The organism is Mesorhizobium sp. WSM3626 (assembly GCF_000513935.1).
GTDB classification, from domain to species: Bacteria; Pseudomonadota; Alphaproteobacteria; order Rhizobiales; family Rhizobiaceae; genus Mesorhizobium; species Mesorhizobium salmacidum.
The window spans coordinates 22,008-38,045 of record NZ_AZUY01000038.1; the positions used below are offsets into that span (position 1 = coordinate 22,008).

The window sequence follows — 16,038 nt, forward strand, 5'->3', positions numbered from 1 at the left end:
CCTACCGGATCGCGTCAAGCATCTGCCGCTGCCGGTGCATTTCCAGGAAAATCCGGTAGTCGCGATCGAAGCGGGCGCCGGCCGCTGGGTTGGCGGCGCGTGTCCTGCCGCCCTGCTGCATGGCAAGGCAGGCAGCGTTGAGATCGGGGAAAAGCCCGGCGGCGGTCGCCGCCACCATGCCGGTGCCGAGCAGCACCGCCTCGTCGGCCAGCGGCTCGACCACCGTGCAGCCGGTGGCGTCGGCATAGAGCTCCATCAGCAGCGGGTTCTTGGTGTGGCCGCCGGTGACATGCAGCGTGTCGATCAGATAGCCGTTCTCGTTCAGAGCCTCCAGCACATGGCGCACGCCGAGCGCGATGCCGACGGCGGTGCGCCAGTAAAGCTTGCACAGACTGTCGAAAGACGAATCCAGCGTCAGCCCGCTGACGACGCCAACGGCATGTGGGTCGGCAAGCGGCGAGCGGTTGCCGTGGAAATCCGGCAGCACATGCAGCCGGTCGGCAAGGCTCTCGCCCTCGGCGGCGCGCAGTTCGGCGACGCGCGCGGCGATCCTGGCATGCATGGCCGCGTTCGGCTCGCCGCCGGCGCCGTGCCAGCGGATGATGTGGTCGAGCAGCGCGCCGGTCGCCGACTGGCCACCCTCCGACAGCCACAGCTTCGGCAGTGCCGCTCCATAGTAAGGGCCCCAGACACCGGCGAAAGGCTGCGGGTCGGGCGACATTGCCATGACGCAGGATGAGGTGCCGGCGATCAGCGCCAGATGGCGACCGATATTCTGATCGTCGCCGGCAAAGCCACCGAGCACGCCAAGCGCCCCGGCATAGGCATCGATGACGCCCGCGCCGACGCGGCAGTTTTCGGTCAGGCCGAGTTCTGCCGCTGCCTGCGCCGTCAACGGACCGATATCGGCGCCGACCGGACTGGCCCGCTCCGGCAGATTGCCGTGCTCAAAAAGATCGTCGAGGCCGACGAGTTCGAAGAAATCGCGCTGCCACGCGGTATCCTGGTGCGCCAGATAAGTCCACTTCGCTGTCAGCGTGCATTGCGAGCGGGCCAGCGAGCCCGTCGCCTGCCAGGTCAGGAAATCGGTCAGGTCGAATAAATAGCCGGCTTCGTTCCACGTCTTCGGCAGATTGCGCTTCAACCACATCAGCTTCGGCGTCGCCATCTCGGGCGACATGACGCCGCCGATGTAATTCAGCACCTCGTGGCCGCTCGCGGTGCATTCGTCGGCTTCGGCGATGGCACGGTGATCGAGCCAGACAATGGTGTCCCAGCGCTTGTCGCCGCTGGTCGACACACTGAGCTGGCCGCCCTGCCTGTCACGCACGACCAGCGAACAGGTGGCATCGAAGGAGATACCGGCAACATCCTCGGCGGCGACGCCGGCCTTTTCCCGCGCGGCACGCACGGCGGTGCAGACGGCGGCCCAGATGTCGCGTGAATCATGCTCGGCATGATCTGGCTTTGGCTGGTTCATGGCGATCGGCCGCTCGGCGCGGCCAAGCAAGGTACCACTGGCGTCGAGAATGCCCGCGCGAGCGCTCCCGGTGCCGACATCGACTGCGCAAACAAACTGTTTCGTCAAGATGCTCTAACTCTCGCTCCCAGGCCTGCAATCAGATCGGGCAATTGCAGCATGTCAGCGAATATAAAGTCCGGTTCGGTCGACGCAAGCCGCGCTTTCAATCCCGGATTGCCGGCGTGTGCGCCACCGGTGAAGGCGAAGACGCGCATATCGGCCGCGAGCGCGGCCGCGACGCCGGCCGGGCTGTCCTCGATGACCAGGCAATTTCGCGGTTGCGCCCGCATCGCGGCGGCCGCGTGGAGGAAAAGGTCCGGTGCCGGCTTGCCCCTGGCAACCATGGCAGCGCTGAACAGATGCGGCTCCATCAGCGTCAGCAGGCCGGTGACGTCGAGCGCGTAACGAATGCGTTCCAGCGTGCCGGAAGAAGCGACGCAGTACGGCAGGCCGAGCTTCGGCAGCATCGCCTTGACGCCGGCGATCGGCTTCAGCTCCTCACGGAACTTTCGCATGAGGTCGACGCGCATGGCGGTGAGATGCTGATCGCTGATCTCCAGGCCGAAGTCGCGGCCAAGGATTTCGCGCACGCTCTTCATGCTCTTGCCGAGGAAATGCTCGTAGGCGGCGTCTTCGCCGATGCGGCCGCCGGCAAGTTCGATCATGCCGAGCAGCGCCGAGACGGAGAGCGCCTCGCTGTCGACCAGCACGCCGTCGCAGTCGAAGATGACCAGTTCAGGCGTCATGATGCCGGCTGGCTCTCAGAGCTTGCCGGCGAGATAGCGCGTCAGCGTGGCGCGCGCGCCATTGGCCCAGAGCACGTTGAGCGCGTGGGCGAAGGCCTCGACGAAGGCGGTGGCGCGGCCGACATCGCCATAGATATCGTCCATGGCAAGCCAGGCGGCGGGCGCGTCCTTTGCCGCCTTTGCCGTTGCCTGCAGCCGGTCCCAGCTCGGGTCGTTGGGCTCGATGACCGCCCCGCTGTCCGTCGTGCCGAAGCAGTAGCGGCACCACAGCGCCGATTCCAGCGCCAGACCGGCAACGCCTTTGCCCGCCTTCAGCCGGTCGGCGATGGTCGGGATGATGAATTTCGGCTGGCGATTGGAGCCGTCGAGGCAGAGGCGGCGCACCGTGTCGCCGATCTTGGGATTGGAGAAGCGCTTCTCGATGAGCTGGTAGTAGTCTTCCAGCACCGTGTCCGGTACCGGCGGCACTGTCGGGATGATCTCGTCATGCTCGAGCTTGTCGAGGAAACCGCGCACCAGCGGCTCCTGCATCGCCTCATGGACGAAGTGGATGTCCATCAGCCCGGCCGGGTAGGCGATGGCGGCGTGGCCGCCATTGAGGATGCGGATCTTCATCAGCTCGTAAGGGGCGACGTCCCTGACGAACTGTACGCCGACCTTTTCCAGCGGCGGGCGGCCATCGGTGAAATGGTCTTCCAGCACCCATTGCCGGAACGGCTCGCAGAACACCGGCCAATTGTCCTCGAGGCCGAAATCATCGGCAAGGATCTTGCGCTCACGGTCGGTGGTCGCCGGTGTGATGCGGTCGACCATGGCGTTTGGAAAGGCGACGTGGTCGCGGACCCAGCTCGCCAGGTCCTCATCGATCAGGCGGGCGAGACCGATCACCCCATCCGACGTGACATGGCCGCTGTGGGGAATGTTGTCGCAGGACATGACGGTGAACGGCACGATGCCATCCTGGCGGCGTCGCGCCAGCCCGGCCAGGATGATGCCAAACACCGTTTTCGGTGTGGCGCCCGGCTGTGCGTCGGCGACGATATCGGGATGGGTCGGGTTGAAGACGCCGGACGCCGGATCGATGAAATAGCCGCCTTCGGTGATGGTCAGCGATACGATCTTGATTGCCGGGTCGGCAAGCCGGTCGACGATGCCGGCGGCGTCGCCCGGCATCAGGAAATCGATCATCGCGCCGGTGACGCGGGCACTCATGTGGCCTTCGTCCTGCTCGACCACGGTGGTCAGCCAGTCCTGCTCCTCAAGCTTGCCGCGGCCGATCTTCTCGCCATCAAATACGCCAGCGCCGACCAGCGCCCAATCATGACCGACGCCTTGACCGAACAGGTCGTCGAGATAGACGGCCTGATGCGAGCGGTGAAAATTGCCGACGCCGAAATGCACGATGCCGGCTTTCAACGCCGACCGGTCATAATTCGGACCTGCGACCTTGGACGGAAGCGTGCCTAGGCTCGAGGAAGAGAGTTTCACGGTCATCTGCTTTACCCTTTGGCCGATTTGCAGCCCGACTGTTTCGCCTCCTTCGGGAGGGCGAGGATGAGGGGCCGCACCTGGTTTTCCAGTATGCTGCCCCTCATCCGCCCCCGAGGCGCCTTCTCCGGAGGAAAAGAGAGAAGCGCCTTCCCCGCTCAACTCGTCCTTTTCAACTCATCCATTGGCCGCCATCGACATTGTAGGTCTGTGCGACGATGTATTCGGCCTCGTCACTGGCGAGAAACACGGCCATGCCGGCGAGGTCTTCCGGCTTGCCCATGCGGCCATACGGCACGCCCTCGCCGACCAGCCGCTTCTTTTCGCCTTTCGGCCGGTTCTCGTATTTGGCGAACAAGGCATCGACCTCGTCCCACATATCGCTGTCGACGACGCCGGGCGCGATGCCGTTGACATTGATGCGGTGCTTGATCAGGTCGAGCCCGGCCGACTGCGTCAGCGAGATGACCGCGGCCTTGGTGGCGCAGTAGACCGCGACCAGCGGCTCGCCGCGACGCCCGGCCTGGCTCGCCATGTTGATGATCCTGCCGCCCTTCCCCCGCGCGATCATCGAGCGGGCGGCTGCCTGCAGCATGAACAGCGTGCCGGCGACATTGACGGAGAAAAGCTTTTCGTAGCTCGCCCTAGAGATCTCCACGATCGGCGCCAGGTCGAACAGAGCGGCGTTGTTGATCAGGATGTCCAGACCGCCGGTTTTGCTCTCCACCGCTTTGACCGCGGTATCGATGGATGCCTGGTCGGTGACGTCGAGCTTGACGGCATAGGCGTTGTCGCCGATCGCGGCGGCCGTCTTCTCGGCGGCTTCACGGTTGATATCGGCAATCGCCACCGTGGCGCCTTCGCGCACATAGGCTTCGGCGAAGGCTCTGCCGATGCCGCGCGCCGACCCGGTGATCAGCGCCGATTTGCCTTTCAGCCTCACTGCCCCACCCTCACTGGGCCATCGCCTTGCCGTCAGCGCCGAAGCGATGCAGCTTGGCCTTGTCGGGTGTAAGGTAGATCGTGTCGCCATGATGCACGGCCAGTTCGCCGTCGGCGCGCACCGTCAGCGGTCCGACGCCATCGGCCTGGACATGCAGAAACGTGTCGGAGCCCAGATGCTCGGCAACGCCGACCGTCGCCTTCCAGTCGCCCGCCGTGGTCGAGATCTGCATATGTTCGGGCCGGATGCCGATCGTCTTGGCGCGGTATTTGTCAGCCGGCGCGCCCTCGATCAGGTTCATCTTCGGCGAGCCGATGAAGCCGGCGACGAACAGGTTGCGCGGCGTCTTGTAGAGCTCCATCGGCGAGCCGACCTGCTCGATGTTGCCGGCGTTCAAGACGACGATCTTGTCGGCCATGGTCATGGCCTCGACCTGGTCGTGGGTGACGTAGATCATTGTCGTCTTGAGCTGATGGTGCAGTTCGCTGATTTCGAGCCGCATGGTGCCGCGCAGTGCCGCGTCGAGGTTGGACAGCGGTTCGTCGAACAGGAAGGCCGAGGGCTGGCGCACGATGGCGCGGCCAATGGCGACGCGCTGGCGCTGACCGCCGGAGAGCTGGCCGGGACGGCGTTCGAGATAGTTGGTGAGATTGAGCACGCGCGCCGCGTCCTTCACCTTCCTGTCGATGGTCGCCTGGTCCTCGCCTGCCATCTTCAGCGGAAAGGCGATGTTCTTGGCAACCGTCATGTGCGGATAAAGCGCATAGGACTGGAACACCATGGCGAGCTTGCGCTTGGCCGGCGCCTCGCCGGTGACGTCACGGCCATCGATGTTGATGGTGCCGCCGCTGGTGTCCTCGAGGCCGGCGATCAGCCGCAGCAATGTCGACTTGCCGCAGCCCGACGGGCCGACGAAGACGACGAACTCGCCATTCTCGATCACCAGGTCGAGACCGGGGATGATGGACGTCGATCCAAACGATTTGGAGACGTTCTTGAGCGTGATGTTTCCCATGGTTTCCTCCCCGAGAGCTATTTTTCGCCGATTGCTTCAGGCAATTTCCGTTACTTCACCGCACCAAAGGTCAGGCCGCGCACCAGCTGCTTCTGGCTGAACCAGCCCATGATCAGGATCGGCGCGATGGCCAGCGTCGAGGCCGCCGAAAGCTTGGCCCAGAACAGGCCTTGCGGGCTGGAGAAGGAGCTGATGAAGGCGGTCAGCGGAGCAGCGTCCGTGGTGGTCAGCCGGATGGTCCAGAATGCCTCGTTCCAGGCCAGGATGATGTTGAGCAGCATGGTCGAGGCGATGCCCGGCACCGCCATCGGCGTCAGCACGTAGATGATCTCGTTCCACAGCGATGCCCCGTCCATGCGGGCCGCTTCCAGGATCTCGCCGGGGATCTCGCGGAAGTAGGTGTAGAGCATCCACACCACGATCGGCAGGTTGATCAGCATCAGCATGACCATCAGGCCGATGCGCGAGTCCAGCAGGCCGAGATTGCGGAAGATCAGGTAGATCGGAAACAGCACGGCGACCGCCGGCATCATCTTGGTGGACAGCATCCACATCAGGATGTCCTTGGTCCGCTTGGTCGGCGAAAACGCCATCGACCAAGCCGCCGGAATGGCGACCAGCAGCGCCAGGATGGTCGAGCCGACGGAGAGCAGCACCGAGTTCAGGAAGAACTTGAAATAGCCGCTCTGCGCCTGGACTTCGGCATAGCTTTCGAAGGTCCCCGATGGGATCAGGTTGAAGCCCTGGATCGCCTCCTGTTCCGACTTGAACGAGGTGATGATCGTATAGAGGATCGGGAAGAAGATCAGCAGGGCGACGATCCAGGCGGCGACGGTCGCGATTGTCTTGTGCTGGGTAGTGACTGCGCGTGCCATCTTGACCTCCCTTACTTGTCCAGGTTCTTGCCGACGGCGCGCATGGCGAAGAAGGCGACGATGTTGGCGAGAATGACGGCGATCACACCGCCCGCGGATGCCTGGCCGATTTTGAACTCCAGCAACGCCTTCTGGTAGACAAGGAAGGGCAGGTTCGTGGAGGCATAGCCCGGGCCGCCATTGGTGGTGACCAGGATCTCGGCATAGACGGAGAGCAGGAAGATCGTCTGGATCAGGATGACCACGGTAATCGCCCGCGACATGTGCGGCAGCGTCAGATAGATGAAGCGGCTGATGAAGCCGGCGCCATCCATCTCGGCGGCCTCCTTCTGCTCGCCGTCGAGCGACTGCAGCGAGGTCAGGAGGATCAATGTCGCGAAAGGCAACCACTGCCAGGCGACGATGATGATGATCGCCGTCATCGGATGCTGCCCGAACCAGTCGATCGGTTGCGCCCCGAAGAAGCGGGCTATATCGGCGAAGACGCCATATTGCGGGTGCATGATCATGTTCTTCCACACCAGCGCTGCCACCGGCGGCATGACGAAGAACGGCGAAATGACGAGAATGCGCACGATCCCCTGGCCCCACATCGGCTGATCGATGAGCAGCGCCAGCAGGATGCCGCCGATCACCGTGATCAGCAGCACGCTGACCACCAGGACAAGCGTGTTGAGGATCGACTGCAGGAAAGCCGGGTTGGAATAGAACAGCGCGTAATTCGAGAGGCCGACGAAGCCATCGCGCATGGGATTAAGCGGATTGTACTGCTGGAAGGAGAACCACAGCGTGAGAGCGAGCGGAACAACCATCCAGACCAGCAGCAGCACCACGGATGGCGCCATCATGAATCGGGCAAGCGAACGGGTCTGCTGAGTAGCCATGACGGTCACCCTTCAAGGATCAAACTGAATTATCAGAGGCGTTGAAGGCGGCCGCCCGAACTGGGTTTCGGGCGGCCGTTGCCGGTCATGATCGTCGGCCGGCATTCGGCACCGGGAGGAGCCTTACTTGATATAACCGCCCTCGGTCATCGCCGCGGTCGCGGCGTCCTGGGCCTGCTTCAGCGCATCGTCGACGCTCGACTGACCGGCAAGAGCCGCCGAGAAGAGCTGGCCGACGGTGGTGCCAAGGCCCTGGAATTCGGGGATGGCGACGAACTGCACGCCGACATAGGGCACCGGCTTGACGGTCGGATGCGTCGGGTCGGCGGCGTTGATGGAGTCCAGCGTCATCTTGGCGAACGGAGCCGCCTTCTGGTACTCGGGATTGGCATAGAGCGAGGAGCGCGTGCCCGGAGGTACGTTGGCCCAGCCTTCCTTCGACGCGACGAGCTCCGCATAGTGCTTGCTGGTGGCCCAGGAGACGAACTTCTCGGCGGCGTCGGCCTTCTGCGTGCCGGCCGGGATCGCGAGCGACCACGCCCACAGCCAGTTGCCGCGCTTGCCGAGGCCGTTATCGGGCGCCAGGGCGTAGCCGACCTTGTCGGCGACGGTCGAGTTCTTCGGGTCGGAGACGAAGGACGCCGCCACGGTGGCGTCGATCCACATGCCGCACTTGCCCTGCTGGAAGAGCGCCAGGTTCTCGTTGAAGCCGTTGGACGAGGCGCCCTCGGGACCGTCGGCCTTCATCAGGTCGACATAGAACTGCAGCGTCTTCTTCCACTCGGGCTGATCGAACTGCGGCTTCCAGTTCTCGTCGAACCAGCGGGCGCCGAACGAGTTCGACATGGCGGTCAGGAAGGCCATGTTCTCGCCCCAGCCGGCCTTGCCGCGCAGGCAGACGCCGTTCACGCCACTGGCGCGATCGGTCATCTTATCGGCGGCCTGCTTGATAAAGTCCCAGGTCGGCGCGTCGGGCATCTTGAGGCCGGCCTTCTCCATCAGGTCCTTGCGGTACATGACGAAGGAGCTTTCGCCGTAGAAGGGCGCGGCATAGAGCTTGCCATCGACCGAGAGGCCGCCGGCGATGGCCGGGATGATGTCCTTGGCGTCGTAGTCGTCGCCGAGCTTGTCGAGCGGCAAGAGCCAGCTCTGCTTGGCCCAGATCGGAACCTCGTAGGTGCCGATGGTCATCACGTCATACTGGCCGCCCTTGGTGGCAATGTCGGTGGTGACGCGCTCGCGCAGCACGTTCTCTTCGAGCGTGACCCAGTTGAGCTGAATGTCGGGGTTGGCCTTGGTGAAGTCGTCGGTCAGCTTCTGCATGCGGACCATATCGCCATTGTTGACAGTGGCGATGGTGATGGATTCGGCGTGTGCGGCGAACGCAAGCGCGCTGGCGGACAACAAGCCCAGGGTGAGCGTGCGAAGTTTCATCAAATTCCTCCCATAAACCAAGATGAGCATTTGCCTTGGTTATGAGCAATTACTCACTTGGTGTGAATTATGTCAAGCCGGATTCGATGCTGCAGCGCAGCACGCGACCGGCGCATGGCGGCGGACGATCGGCAACAGGGCTCGGATTGTCCCCGCCTGGGATCCGGGCGGCAGGGCCGAAAGCCTCCTGAACGAGATGTGGTTTTCTTGCCCGGTCTGCCGGTAGCTTGTCTGCCGGTCAGCTTGTCTGCCAGTCAACTTGTCCGCCGGTCAGCAGGCGATCTCGGCCAGCAGCCAGTCACGGAAGGCGCGGATCTTGGGCACGTTGCGGCGCGCCTCGGGGTAGACCAGCCAGTAGGCGTGCCCGTCGTCGCCAACCAGGTCGAACGGCTGGATGAGCCGGCCGTCGGCGAGTTCGGCCTTGAACAGCGCCCTGGTCAGGATCGCCACCCCGTGGCCCGATATGGCCGCGTTGGCTTCATAGGCCTGCGCGCCCATGCTGCTGCCGGGACGCCTGGCAAGGTCATGGCTGTGCACGCCGGCGGCCTCGAACCATTGTGTCCACCAGATATCGCTGGGATCGAGGATCGGCAGCTTGAGCAGATCGGTCGGTTCGTTGATGCCGCCGATGCTCGCCGCGAGCTTCGGGCTCAGCATCGGCGTGAAATCGGCATCGAGCAGCTTGTGGGCTTCCAGCCCCGGCCATTTGCCGCCGCCCGAACGGATGGCAAGGTCGACATCCTCGCGGGCGAAATCCGTCAGCCGGCTCGACGTCTCGAGCCGTACGGCAAGCGACGGATGCGCGATCTGGAACGCGCCGAGGTGGTGCGCCAGCCAGTTGGAGGCAAAGGTCAGCACCGTGGTGACACATAGCAGCCCGTCCGCACCGCCGCGCGCGGCGGCATAGGCCTGGCTAAGAATGGCGAAGGCCTCGCTGACGGCCGGCGCCAGGCGTTGGCCGGCTTCCGTGAGTTCGATCTGTCGCGGCCGGCGCAGGAACAGCGGCGCGCCGACGCGCTCTTCCAGCACCTTGATCTGATAGCTGACGGCCGCTTGCGTCATGGCGAGTTCACCAGCGGCCTTGGTGAAGGAAAGATGCCGCGCCACCGCCTCGAACACCCGGATCGCCTGCAGCGGCGGGAGTTGCGAAAGCTGTGGCGCGCTGAGGTCAGGCATAAGGCATCCTTATGGGTCGTTATCGACGTTCGATTGGCAAAGGCGGCCGGCAAGGCCGACATTGATGCTCAACCCGTCATTCGGGTTCAGGATAACGAAGGTTGACGATCATGACCATGGCGCAGCAAAAATGCACTCCCGCTCCCGATCATCGCTGGATTTCGTGGCTTGTGGACGGGTTTGGCTGGTTCGCGACCAGAAAAAAGGCACATCTTGATATCAGGGACCTGTCGCCGCATCTGCTGCGCGACCTCGGTTTTCTCGACGGCAACGACCCTTTCGGCCGGCACCAATAGCCTTGCTGGCTTTATCACCAAGCCGTCAAATGCTGGCCAGCAGGGCGGCCGCCGTCCGCTCGTCGGTGATGAGCCCGTTGACCAGCCGGCGGTTGACGGCCGCCATGATGCCCGGCAGCTTGCGCTCGCCCATGGCAAGCGCAATGACCAGCGACTTCTCACGCGACGGCAGCGCCGCCGACGACACCCGGTCATTGGTGATGCCCTCGATTATGCGGCCTTCGCGATCGAACACCCAGCCGACGATTTCGGCGACGCCGCCGGCCTTCTGCAGGGCTTTCAGCTCGCTTTCGGAAATGAAGCCATCCTCGTAGAGCGGCGCCTTCGGCCCAAGGTCGCCAATGCCGATGAAGGTGACATCGGCCTCGGCGGCAAGCGCCAGCGTCGGCTGGATCATCGGTTGGTTGAGCAGCATCTCGCGCTCCTGCGGCGAGGAGGCGATGACCGGGAGCGGCATCGGGAAGGACCGCGCCTTGACCCTGTCGGCCATGGTGAAGATGACGTTGTAGAAGGCGGCCGAACCGTCCGGCGAGATGTTGCCGGTCAAGGACACCACCTTGTGCTGCGGGCATTCCATCGGCGGCAATTGTTCGATCGCCGCCTTCAGCGTGCGTCCGGTGCCGATGCCCATGACGAGCGGTATCGGCGACCGAAGCCGCCGCTCGATCTCGGCGGCCGCCGCTTCGGCGATGCCGATGGTCGTGGAGGATGAACTGGGGTCACTCGGCACCACCTCGACAAGGTCGAGCGCGAAGCGCGATTTCAGCCGCGCGGCAAGATCCAGGCAGTTGGCGATCGGATGATCGACGCGGACCTTGATCAGGCCTTCCGACACCGCCAGCGACACCAGCCGCTGCGCCGTCTGCCTCGATATGCCGAGCGTGGCGGCGATCTGGTCCTGCGTGTTGCCGGCAACATAGTAGAGCCAGCCGGCGCGCGCCGCGTCGTCCAGCCTGTTGGTGCCGCCATCCTGCCGGGTATTCACGTCCTGCCTCCCGAAACCGCCGATCATCAGGCGGTCATATCAGTTTCGCAGGGAATGACCGCCTGCGCAATTGTCAATCTCAAGAGCAAATGCTTACACCGATACAGCGGAGTTTTCTTCACTATCATCCGGCTGGAGAAAGCGCGGCGGGTTCCGTTTTCATCAGAAGGCATGTTCTGCGGCCGCTAAAGGTTTATCTCCCGTCGCAAACCCTTTAAGGGATCGCAAAAAGGAGCGCTGCATGACACCGAAGGCGGTTTTCTGGGACATGGACGGCACGCTGGTCGACAGCGAACCGCTGCACGAAGCAGCCCTCATTGCAGCGATGCGCAATGCCGGCCTCACGCCGCCTGACGATCTGCATGAGCGCGTGCTCGGCGTCGCCGCCTGGCCGGTCTACGAAATGATGCGCGACGAGTTCGGGCTGCAACTGCCCTTCGACGAATGGATCGTTCACAAATATGAGCATTACCTGCCGCTGGTCGAGGGGCTGAAGCCGCGCCCAGGCGCCATCGAGGTCTTCAACGAACTGCGCGCGCTCGGTGTGCAGCAGGCGGTGGTCTCCAATTCGGACCGGATGATCGTCGACGCCAACCTGCACATGGTGGGGCTGACTTACCCCGGCATGAAGACGATCAGCCGCAACGACGTGCGCGAAGGCAAGCCGCACGCCGAGCCTTTCCTGCGCGCCGCCTATCTGGCGGACGTCGATCCTGCGCACGCCGTCGCGGTCGACGACAGCTGGCCGGGCGCCATGGCGGGGCTGGCGGCGGGAATGAAGACCATCTTCTGGCCTGAAAAGCCGATGGAAGGACCGCCCGGCGCGGTCGTCATCAATAGCGCCGCGGAATTGCGGGCTCAGCTCGGACTGTAGCCCTCAGTTCCGGTACACCGGCTCCTGCTCGTCGAGGATCGCCTTCAACTCGGCGAGATGGCGTTCGGCCTGGCCTGGATAGTCGTCCATCTCGCTCGCCGCCTTCTCGGCGATCGCGTCGGAGAGCGTGCGCAGCGGCCGGCCGGTCCACAGCGCCTTGATGTAGGTCTCGGCGGCGCGCTCGAAATAAAACATGCGGTTGAAAGCATCGGCGACGGTGTCGCCGATAACCAGCACGCCATGGTTGCCCATCACCATTACCTTGACCTTGGGGTCGGCGAGAAGCTGCGAGCAGCGTTCGCCCTCTTCCTCGAAGGCCAGCCCGCCATAATGCGCGTCGACGACGTGACGGTTGAAGAACATCGCCGAATTCTGGTCGATCGGCGGCAGCGTCGAGTCGGCAAGCGAGGCCAGCACGGTGGCGTGGATCGAATGGACATGCATGACGCAGCGCGCGTGCGGCACGTTGCGATGGACGGCTCCGTGCAGCCCCCATGCCGTCGGGTCGGGTGCATTCGGCCCTGAAAGCGTGCCGGGGTCGTTGGCGTCGATTTCGATCAGGTCGCTCGCCTTGACGCGCGAGAAATGCACCTGGTTCGGGTTCATCAGGAATCTGGTGCCGTCGTCGTTGACGGCCAGCGAGAAATGGTTGGCCACTGCTTCGTGCATGTTGAGCCGCGCCGTCCAACGGAAGGCGCATGCGAGATCGACGCGCTCTTCGTAGAAGGGCAGGTTGGTCAGCGTTTCCTTCTGCAGGCGGGCAATGCTCATCCTAGAATTCCTCCGGTTTCGGCAAGAATGCCGTGCTCCGCTGGTGCCCGCAACCGCTTTCGCTTGGTGCAGAAGGCCAGCTATGCCGCCGTGCTTGCGGCGCCAACAGTCCGCAATCCGCCGTGCTCGACGATGAAATCGATCACCTCCTGCAGGCCCTTGCCGCGCGAAAGATCGGTGAAGCCGAACGGCCGCTTGCCGCGCATGCGGCCGGCGTCGCTCTCCATGACGTCGAGATTGACGTTCACATAGGGCGCCAGGTCGCTCTTGTTGATGATGAGGAAATCGGAACGCGTGATCGCCGGGCCGCCCTTTCTCGGAATCTCTTCGCCCTGGCAAACCGAGATGACATAGAGCGTCAGGTCGGCAAGGTCCGGCGAGAAGGTGGCGGCCAGGTTGTCGCCGCCGGATTCGATGAAGATGATGTCGAGATCGGGAAATTTGCGGTTCAGCTCGGCGATAGCCTGCAAATTGATCGAGGCGTCCTCGCGGATGGCGGTGTGCGGGCAACCGCCGGTCTCCACACCGACGATGCGGTCCTCCGGCAGCGCCTGCAGCCGGGCCAGCATCATGGCGTCTTCCCTGGTGTAGATGTCGTTGGTGACGACGGCGATGGAAAACTCGTGGCGCAGCGCCTTGCAGAGTTTTTCGGTGAGCGTCGTCTTGCCGGAACCGACGGGGCCGCCAATGCCGATACGAAGAGGACCGTTCGCTTGTGTCATGTCGGAAACTCCATAATGGCAAGAACCGCGAAGCCGAGCCCGATCAGCAGGCACAGCGGCGAATAGAGGCTGGTATCGAGCCGCGCAAAAGGCTGTTCGGGTGCCAGCCGGCGCCACCAGGGCGTGAAACCGGCGATACCGCGCCCCAGGAACACCAGACCGATCAGCATCGACGTGGCGGCAAGCCCCTCCCTTGGAAACGGCGAGGCAAAGAAACCGATGAGCGCCAGCGGCCACAGCGTTGCCAGGCCAAGGCAAGCGGCAACGGCGAAACTGGCGAATGGCGTCGGCATTTCGTCGACGCCGCGAAAACCGACGACGGCGTGGGCGCAGGACGCCGCATCCCTGCCCGGCCAGATGCCGCCGATGCCCCAATAGACATGCAGGGCCGTGATCAGCAGCAGGACGAATGAGAGGACGAAGGCGAGGAGGATCATGAGCGGAACAGTCGTGAGTACTGGGTTTCGTGCTTCATCGCCACGATGTCGGAGATGAAGGCGCAGCCGCCGAGATCGTCCGGTATCGAGCGGGCAGCGCGGGCAGCGGTCGAGAGCGCCAGCGGCTCGAACCCTGCCAGCAGCGTCGTGGCCTCGTTCTGGCCGATGACGCCGAGCCGGATCGCGGCCTGGACGAGGTTGGAGAAGAAGGCTTGCAGGAAGGCGGACAGCGCGTCCTGCAGCGCAATGCCGTTGCCGCCGGCGACAGTGCCGACAGCGACGCAATAGGCGCATTCGGCCGGCAAGCGCTCCAGCACTGGATTGGGCCAGGCGGCGGCGGCCTTAAGAAAGGCCGCACCTTGCAGCATGGTCTCGGTGTGGCGCTCGCGCGAGCCTGCCAATGCCTCGGCCAGTGCTGCGACTTCGGCCAGATCGCCGCCTTCGCGGGCGCGGCGCCAGCTCTCGGCGAACAGCACGGCATCGTTCCAGCCCGAACCCATCTCGACCAGCGTCTCCAGCCAGCCGGCAAGGCCAGCGGCATCGGTCACCAACCCATCATGCACCGCCCGCTCAAGGCCATGGCTATAGGCAAAGCCGCCGACCGGAAAGGCCGGCGACAGCCATGCCATCAGCCGCAGCAGGGCGATGCCGGAGGGCTGGTCAGTCATGATGATGATCGTGATGCGAATGCGCGTGGCTGTGCGAATGGGATTCGCCGTGGCCATGGCTGTGCGCCTCGGCGTGGGCGTGGCCATGCCCACCGGAATAGGCGCCGCGGACCGGCTTGAACGGTTCCGAGACGTCGCGCACCGTGGCGCCGAGCCCCTCCAGCATCGCCTTGATGACGTGGTCGCGAAGGATGAGGATGCGGTTCGCCTCGATGCCGGCGGCGAGATGGCGGTTGCCAATATGCCAGGCGAGTTCGGTCAGATGCACGGCGTCGCGGGCGCGGATGTCATAGACCGCTTCGGGCGCCGCGACGATCTCGATATGGCCGCCATCCTCCAGCACGAGCCGGTCGCCATCGTTGAGGGCAACAGGCTCGCGCAAGTCGACCAGCACCTTGCTGCCGTCGGCAAGTTCGATGGCGCGGCGGCGCAGATGCCGCTCGTCATGGGCGAGAACCGCACGGCCGGATGGCGCGGTGGCTCCAACACTGCCCGCAGGCAGCACCGAGACGGCGCGCGGAAATTTGGTGAAGTCGGTGTTGAGGTTGAGCTTCATTTCATGGAGCCTCCGTTAGCTTGCGCCCGCGCCCGGGCAGGCCGCGACAACACGCGGTCGAAATAGGCGTTGACGCGGTCGGAGTCGATCGGGAACCGGCCGGCACGCGCCCAGCCGCCCATGTCGCCGAGCAGCACGTCGACAGCCGAGAACCGGTCGCCCAGCGCGAACAGCCTGTCGCCGAGCCGGCGGTCCAGCGCCTTGACCTCCGTGGCGAAGTCATAGGCCGCGGCAGGACCGACATCGACCCGAACTTCCCTGGGCAGGAGGAAGCGGTGGCGCAATTTGTTCCACAGCGGCGCTTCGAACTCCGACTGGGCGAAGTGCATCCAGGAATCGATTTCGGCACGGCCGGCGAGACCGGGATTGGCGCCCTTCCCCTTGTCGGCGTGCTTCTCCGCCAGATAGACGCAGATCGCCGCCGAATCCGTCACCGTCAGCTCGCCATCGATGAGGATCGGAACCTTGCCCGACGGGTTGAGCGCATAGGCTTCCGGCGAGCGGAGCTTGACCTCGATGAATTCATAGGGCTCCCCGAGTTCCTCGAGCATCCAGAGGACGCGGCTGACCCGGGATCCGCGCGATCCGACGGCCTTGTACATCGTTGAACCTGCCTTTCCCCGGAACACTAGATCATCGGGAGGTG

The 16,038-nt window shown here is 64.2% G+C and carries 18 protein-coding genes; 2 read left to right on the forward strand and 16 right to left on the reverse strand.

What is annotated here, in order from left to right; translation table 11 throughout:
- Position 1: 1 nt before the first annotated feature.
- From M653_RS0122705 to gcvA, 9 genes are all read right to left on the reverse strand, one after another.
- Entirely contained in the window at positions 2-1,588 is a 1,587-nt protein-coding gene (locus M653_RS0122705) for an FGGY-family carbohydrate kinase (RefSeq protein ID WP_027145405.1), read from the reverse strand.
- Positions 1,585-2,268 (reverse strand): HAD family hydrolase, encoded by a 684-nt coding sequence (locus M653_RS0122710; RefSeq protein ID WP_027145406.1) that lies wholly within the window; start codon positions 2,266-2,268, stop codon positions 1,585-1,587. Before M653_RS0122710 ends, M653_RS0122705 begins: the two co-directional genes overlap by 4 nt.
- A 15-nt stretch (positions 2,269-2,283) precedes the next feature.
- Complete coding sequence (locus M653_RS0122715; RefSeq protein ID WP_027145407.1) at positions 2,284-3,762, reverse strand: mannitol dehydrogenase family protein; 1,479 nt, start codon at positions 3,760-3,762, stop codon at positions 2,284-2,286.
- A 166-nt stretch (positions 3,763-3,928) separates the two neighbouring features.
- Entirely contained in the window at positions 3,929-4,699 is a 771-nt protein-coding gene (locus tag M653_RS0122725) for an L-iditol 2-dehydrogenase (protein WP_027145408.1), read from the reverse strand.
- Between the two features lie 10 nt (positions 4,700-4,709).
- Positions 4,710-5,714 carry an ABC transporter ATP-binding protein gene (locus tag M653_RS0122730; protein WP_027145409.1) on the reverse strand — a complete coding sequence of 335 codons (1,005 nt, stop codon included), beginning with the start codon at positions 5,712-5,714 and terminating at the stop codon, positions 4,710-4,712.
- A gap of 50 nt (positions 5,715-5,764) precedes the next feature.
- On the reverse strand, positions 5,765-6,589 hold the full coding sequence (locus tag M653_RS0122735; RefSeq protein ID WP_027145410.1) for a carbohydrate ABC transporter permease: 825 nt from the start codon (positions 6,587-6,589) through the stop codon (positions 5,765-5,767).
- Positions 6,590-6,600: 11 nt separating this feature from the next.
- Entirely contained in the window at positions 6,601-7,473 is an 873-nt protein-coding gene (locus M653_RS0122740; protein ID WP_027145411.1) for a sugar ABC transporter permease, read from the reverse strand.
- Between the two features lie 123 nt (positions 7,474-7,596).
- On the reverse strand, positions 7,597-8,907 hold the full coding sequence (locus M653_RS0122745; RefSeq protein ID WP_027145412.1) for a sugar ABC transporter substrate-binding protein: 1,311 nt from the start codon (positions 8,905-8,907) through the stop codon (positions 7,597-7,599).
- Between the two features lie 270 nt (positions 8,908-9,177).
- Positions 9,178-10,083, reverse strand: coding sequence for a transcriptional regulator GcvA (gene gcvA / locus M653_RS0122750; protein WP_027145413.1), 906 nt, complete (start codon positions 10,081-10,083; stop codon positions 9,178-9,180).
- A 110-nt stretch (positions 10,084-10,193) separates the two neighbouring features.
- On the opposite strand from gcvA, the gene M653_RS0122755 reads away from it, so the two are divergent.
- Complete coding sequence (locus M653_RS0122755; protein ID WP_027145414.1) at positions 10,194-10,379, forward strand: hypothetical protein; 186 nt, start codon at positions 10,194-10,196, stop codon at positions 10,377-10,379.
- A 25-nt stretch (positions 10,380-10,404) separates the two neighbouring features.
- Here M653_RS0122755 and M653_RS0122760 read toward each other — a convergent pair whose 3' ends face one another.
- Positions 10,405-11,364 carry a sugar-binding transcriptional regulator gene (locus M653_RS0122760; RefSeq protein ID WP_027145415.1) on the reverse strand — a complete coding sequence of 320 codons (960 nt, stop codon included), beginning with the start codon at positions 11,362-11,364 and terminating at the stop codon, positions 10,405-10,407.
- Positions 11,365-11,605: 241 nt separating this feature from the next.
- Here M653_RS0122760 and M653_RS0122765 point away from each other — a divergent pair, with 241 nt between their 5' ends.
- The gene (locus M653_RS0122765) at positions 11,606-12,238 is read left to right on the forward strand and encodes an HAD family phosphatase (protein ID WP_027145416.1); all 633 of its coding nucleotides are present in this window, start codon (positions 11,606-11,608) and stop codon (positions 12,236-12,238) included.
- A 3-nt stretch (positions 12,239-12,241) separates the two neighbouring features.
- On the opposite strand, the gene M653_RS0122770 is transcribed toward M653_RS0122765, so the two are convergent.
- The 6 genes from M653_RS0122770 to M653_RS0122795 form a co-directional block, all read right to left on the reverse strand.
- Positions 12,242-13,009, reverse strand: a complete 768-nt coding sequence (locus M653_RS0122770) for a class II aldolase and adducin N-terminal domain-containing protein (protein WP_027145417.1) — start codon at positions 13,007-13,009, stop codon at positions 12,242-12,244.
- Between the two features lie 80 nt (positions 13,010-13,089).
- Positions 13,090-13,731, reverse strand: a complete 642-nt coding sequence (ureG, locus tag M653_RS0122775; RefSeq protein ID WP_027145418.1) for an urease accessory protein UreG — start codon at positions 13,729-13,731, stop codon at positions 13,090-13,092.
- Positions 13,728-14,168 carry a DUF3995 domain-containing protein gene (locus M653_RS0122780; protein WP_027145419.1) on the reverse strand — a complete coding sequence of 147 codons (441 nt, stop codon included), beginning with the start codon at positions 14,166-14,168 and terminating at the stop codon, positions 13,728-13,730. Before M653_RS0122780 ends, ureG begins: the two co-directional genes overlap by 4 nt.
- Positions 14,165-14,836 (reverse strand): urease accessory protein UreF, encoded by a 672-nt coding sequence (locus M653_RS0122785; RefSeq protein WP_032935838.1) that lies wholly within the window; start codon positions 14,834-14,836, stop codon positions 14,165-14,167. Before M653_RS0122785 ends, M653_RS0122780 begins: the two co-directional genes overlap by 4 nt.
- Positions 14,829-15,392 carry an urease accessory protein UreE gene (locus M653_RS0122790; RefSeq protein ID WP_027145421.1) on the reverse strand — a complete coding sequence of 188 codons (564 nt, stop codon included), beginning with the start codon at positions 15,390-15,392 and terminating at the stop codon, positions 14,829-14,831. Before M653_RS0122790 ends, M653_RS0122785 begins: the two co-directional genes overlap by 8 nt.
- A complete protein-coding gene (locus M653_RS0122795; RefSeq protein ID WP_027145422.1) occupies positions 15,389-15,994 on the reverse strand; it encodes a glutathione S-transferase family protein in 606 nt (201 codons plus the stop codon). Before M653_RS0122795 ends, M653_RS0122790 begins: the two co-directional genes overlap by 4 nt.
- Positions 15,995-16,038: the final 44 nt, after the last annotated feature.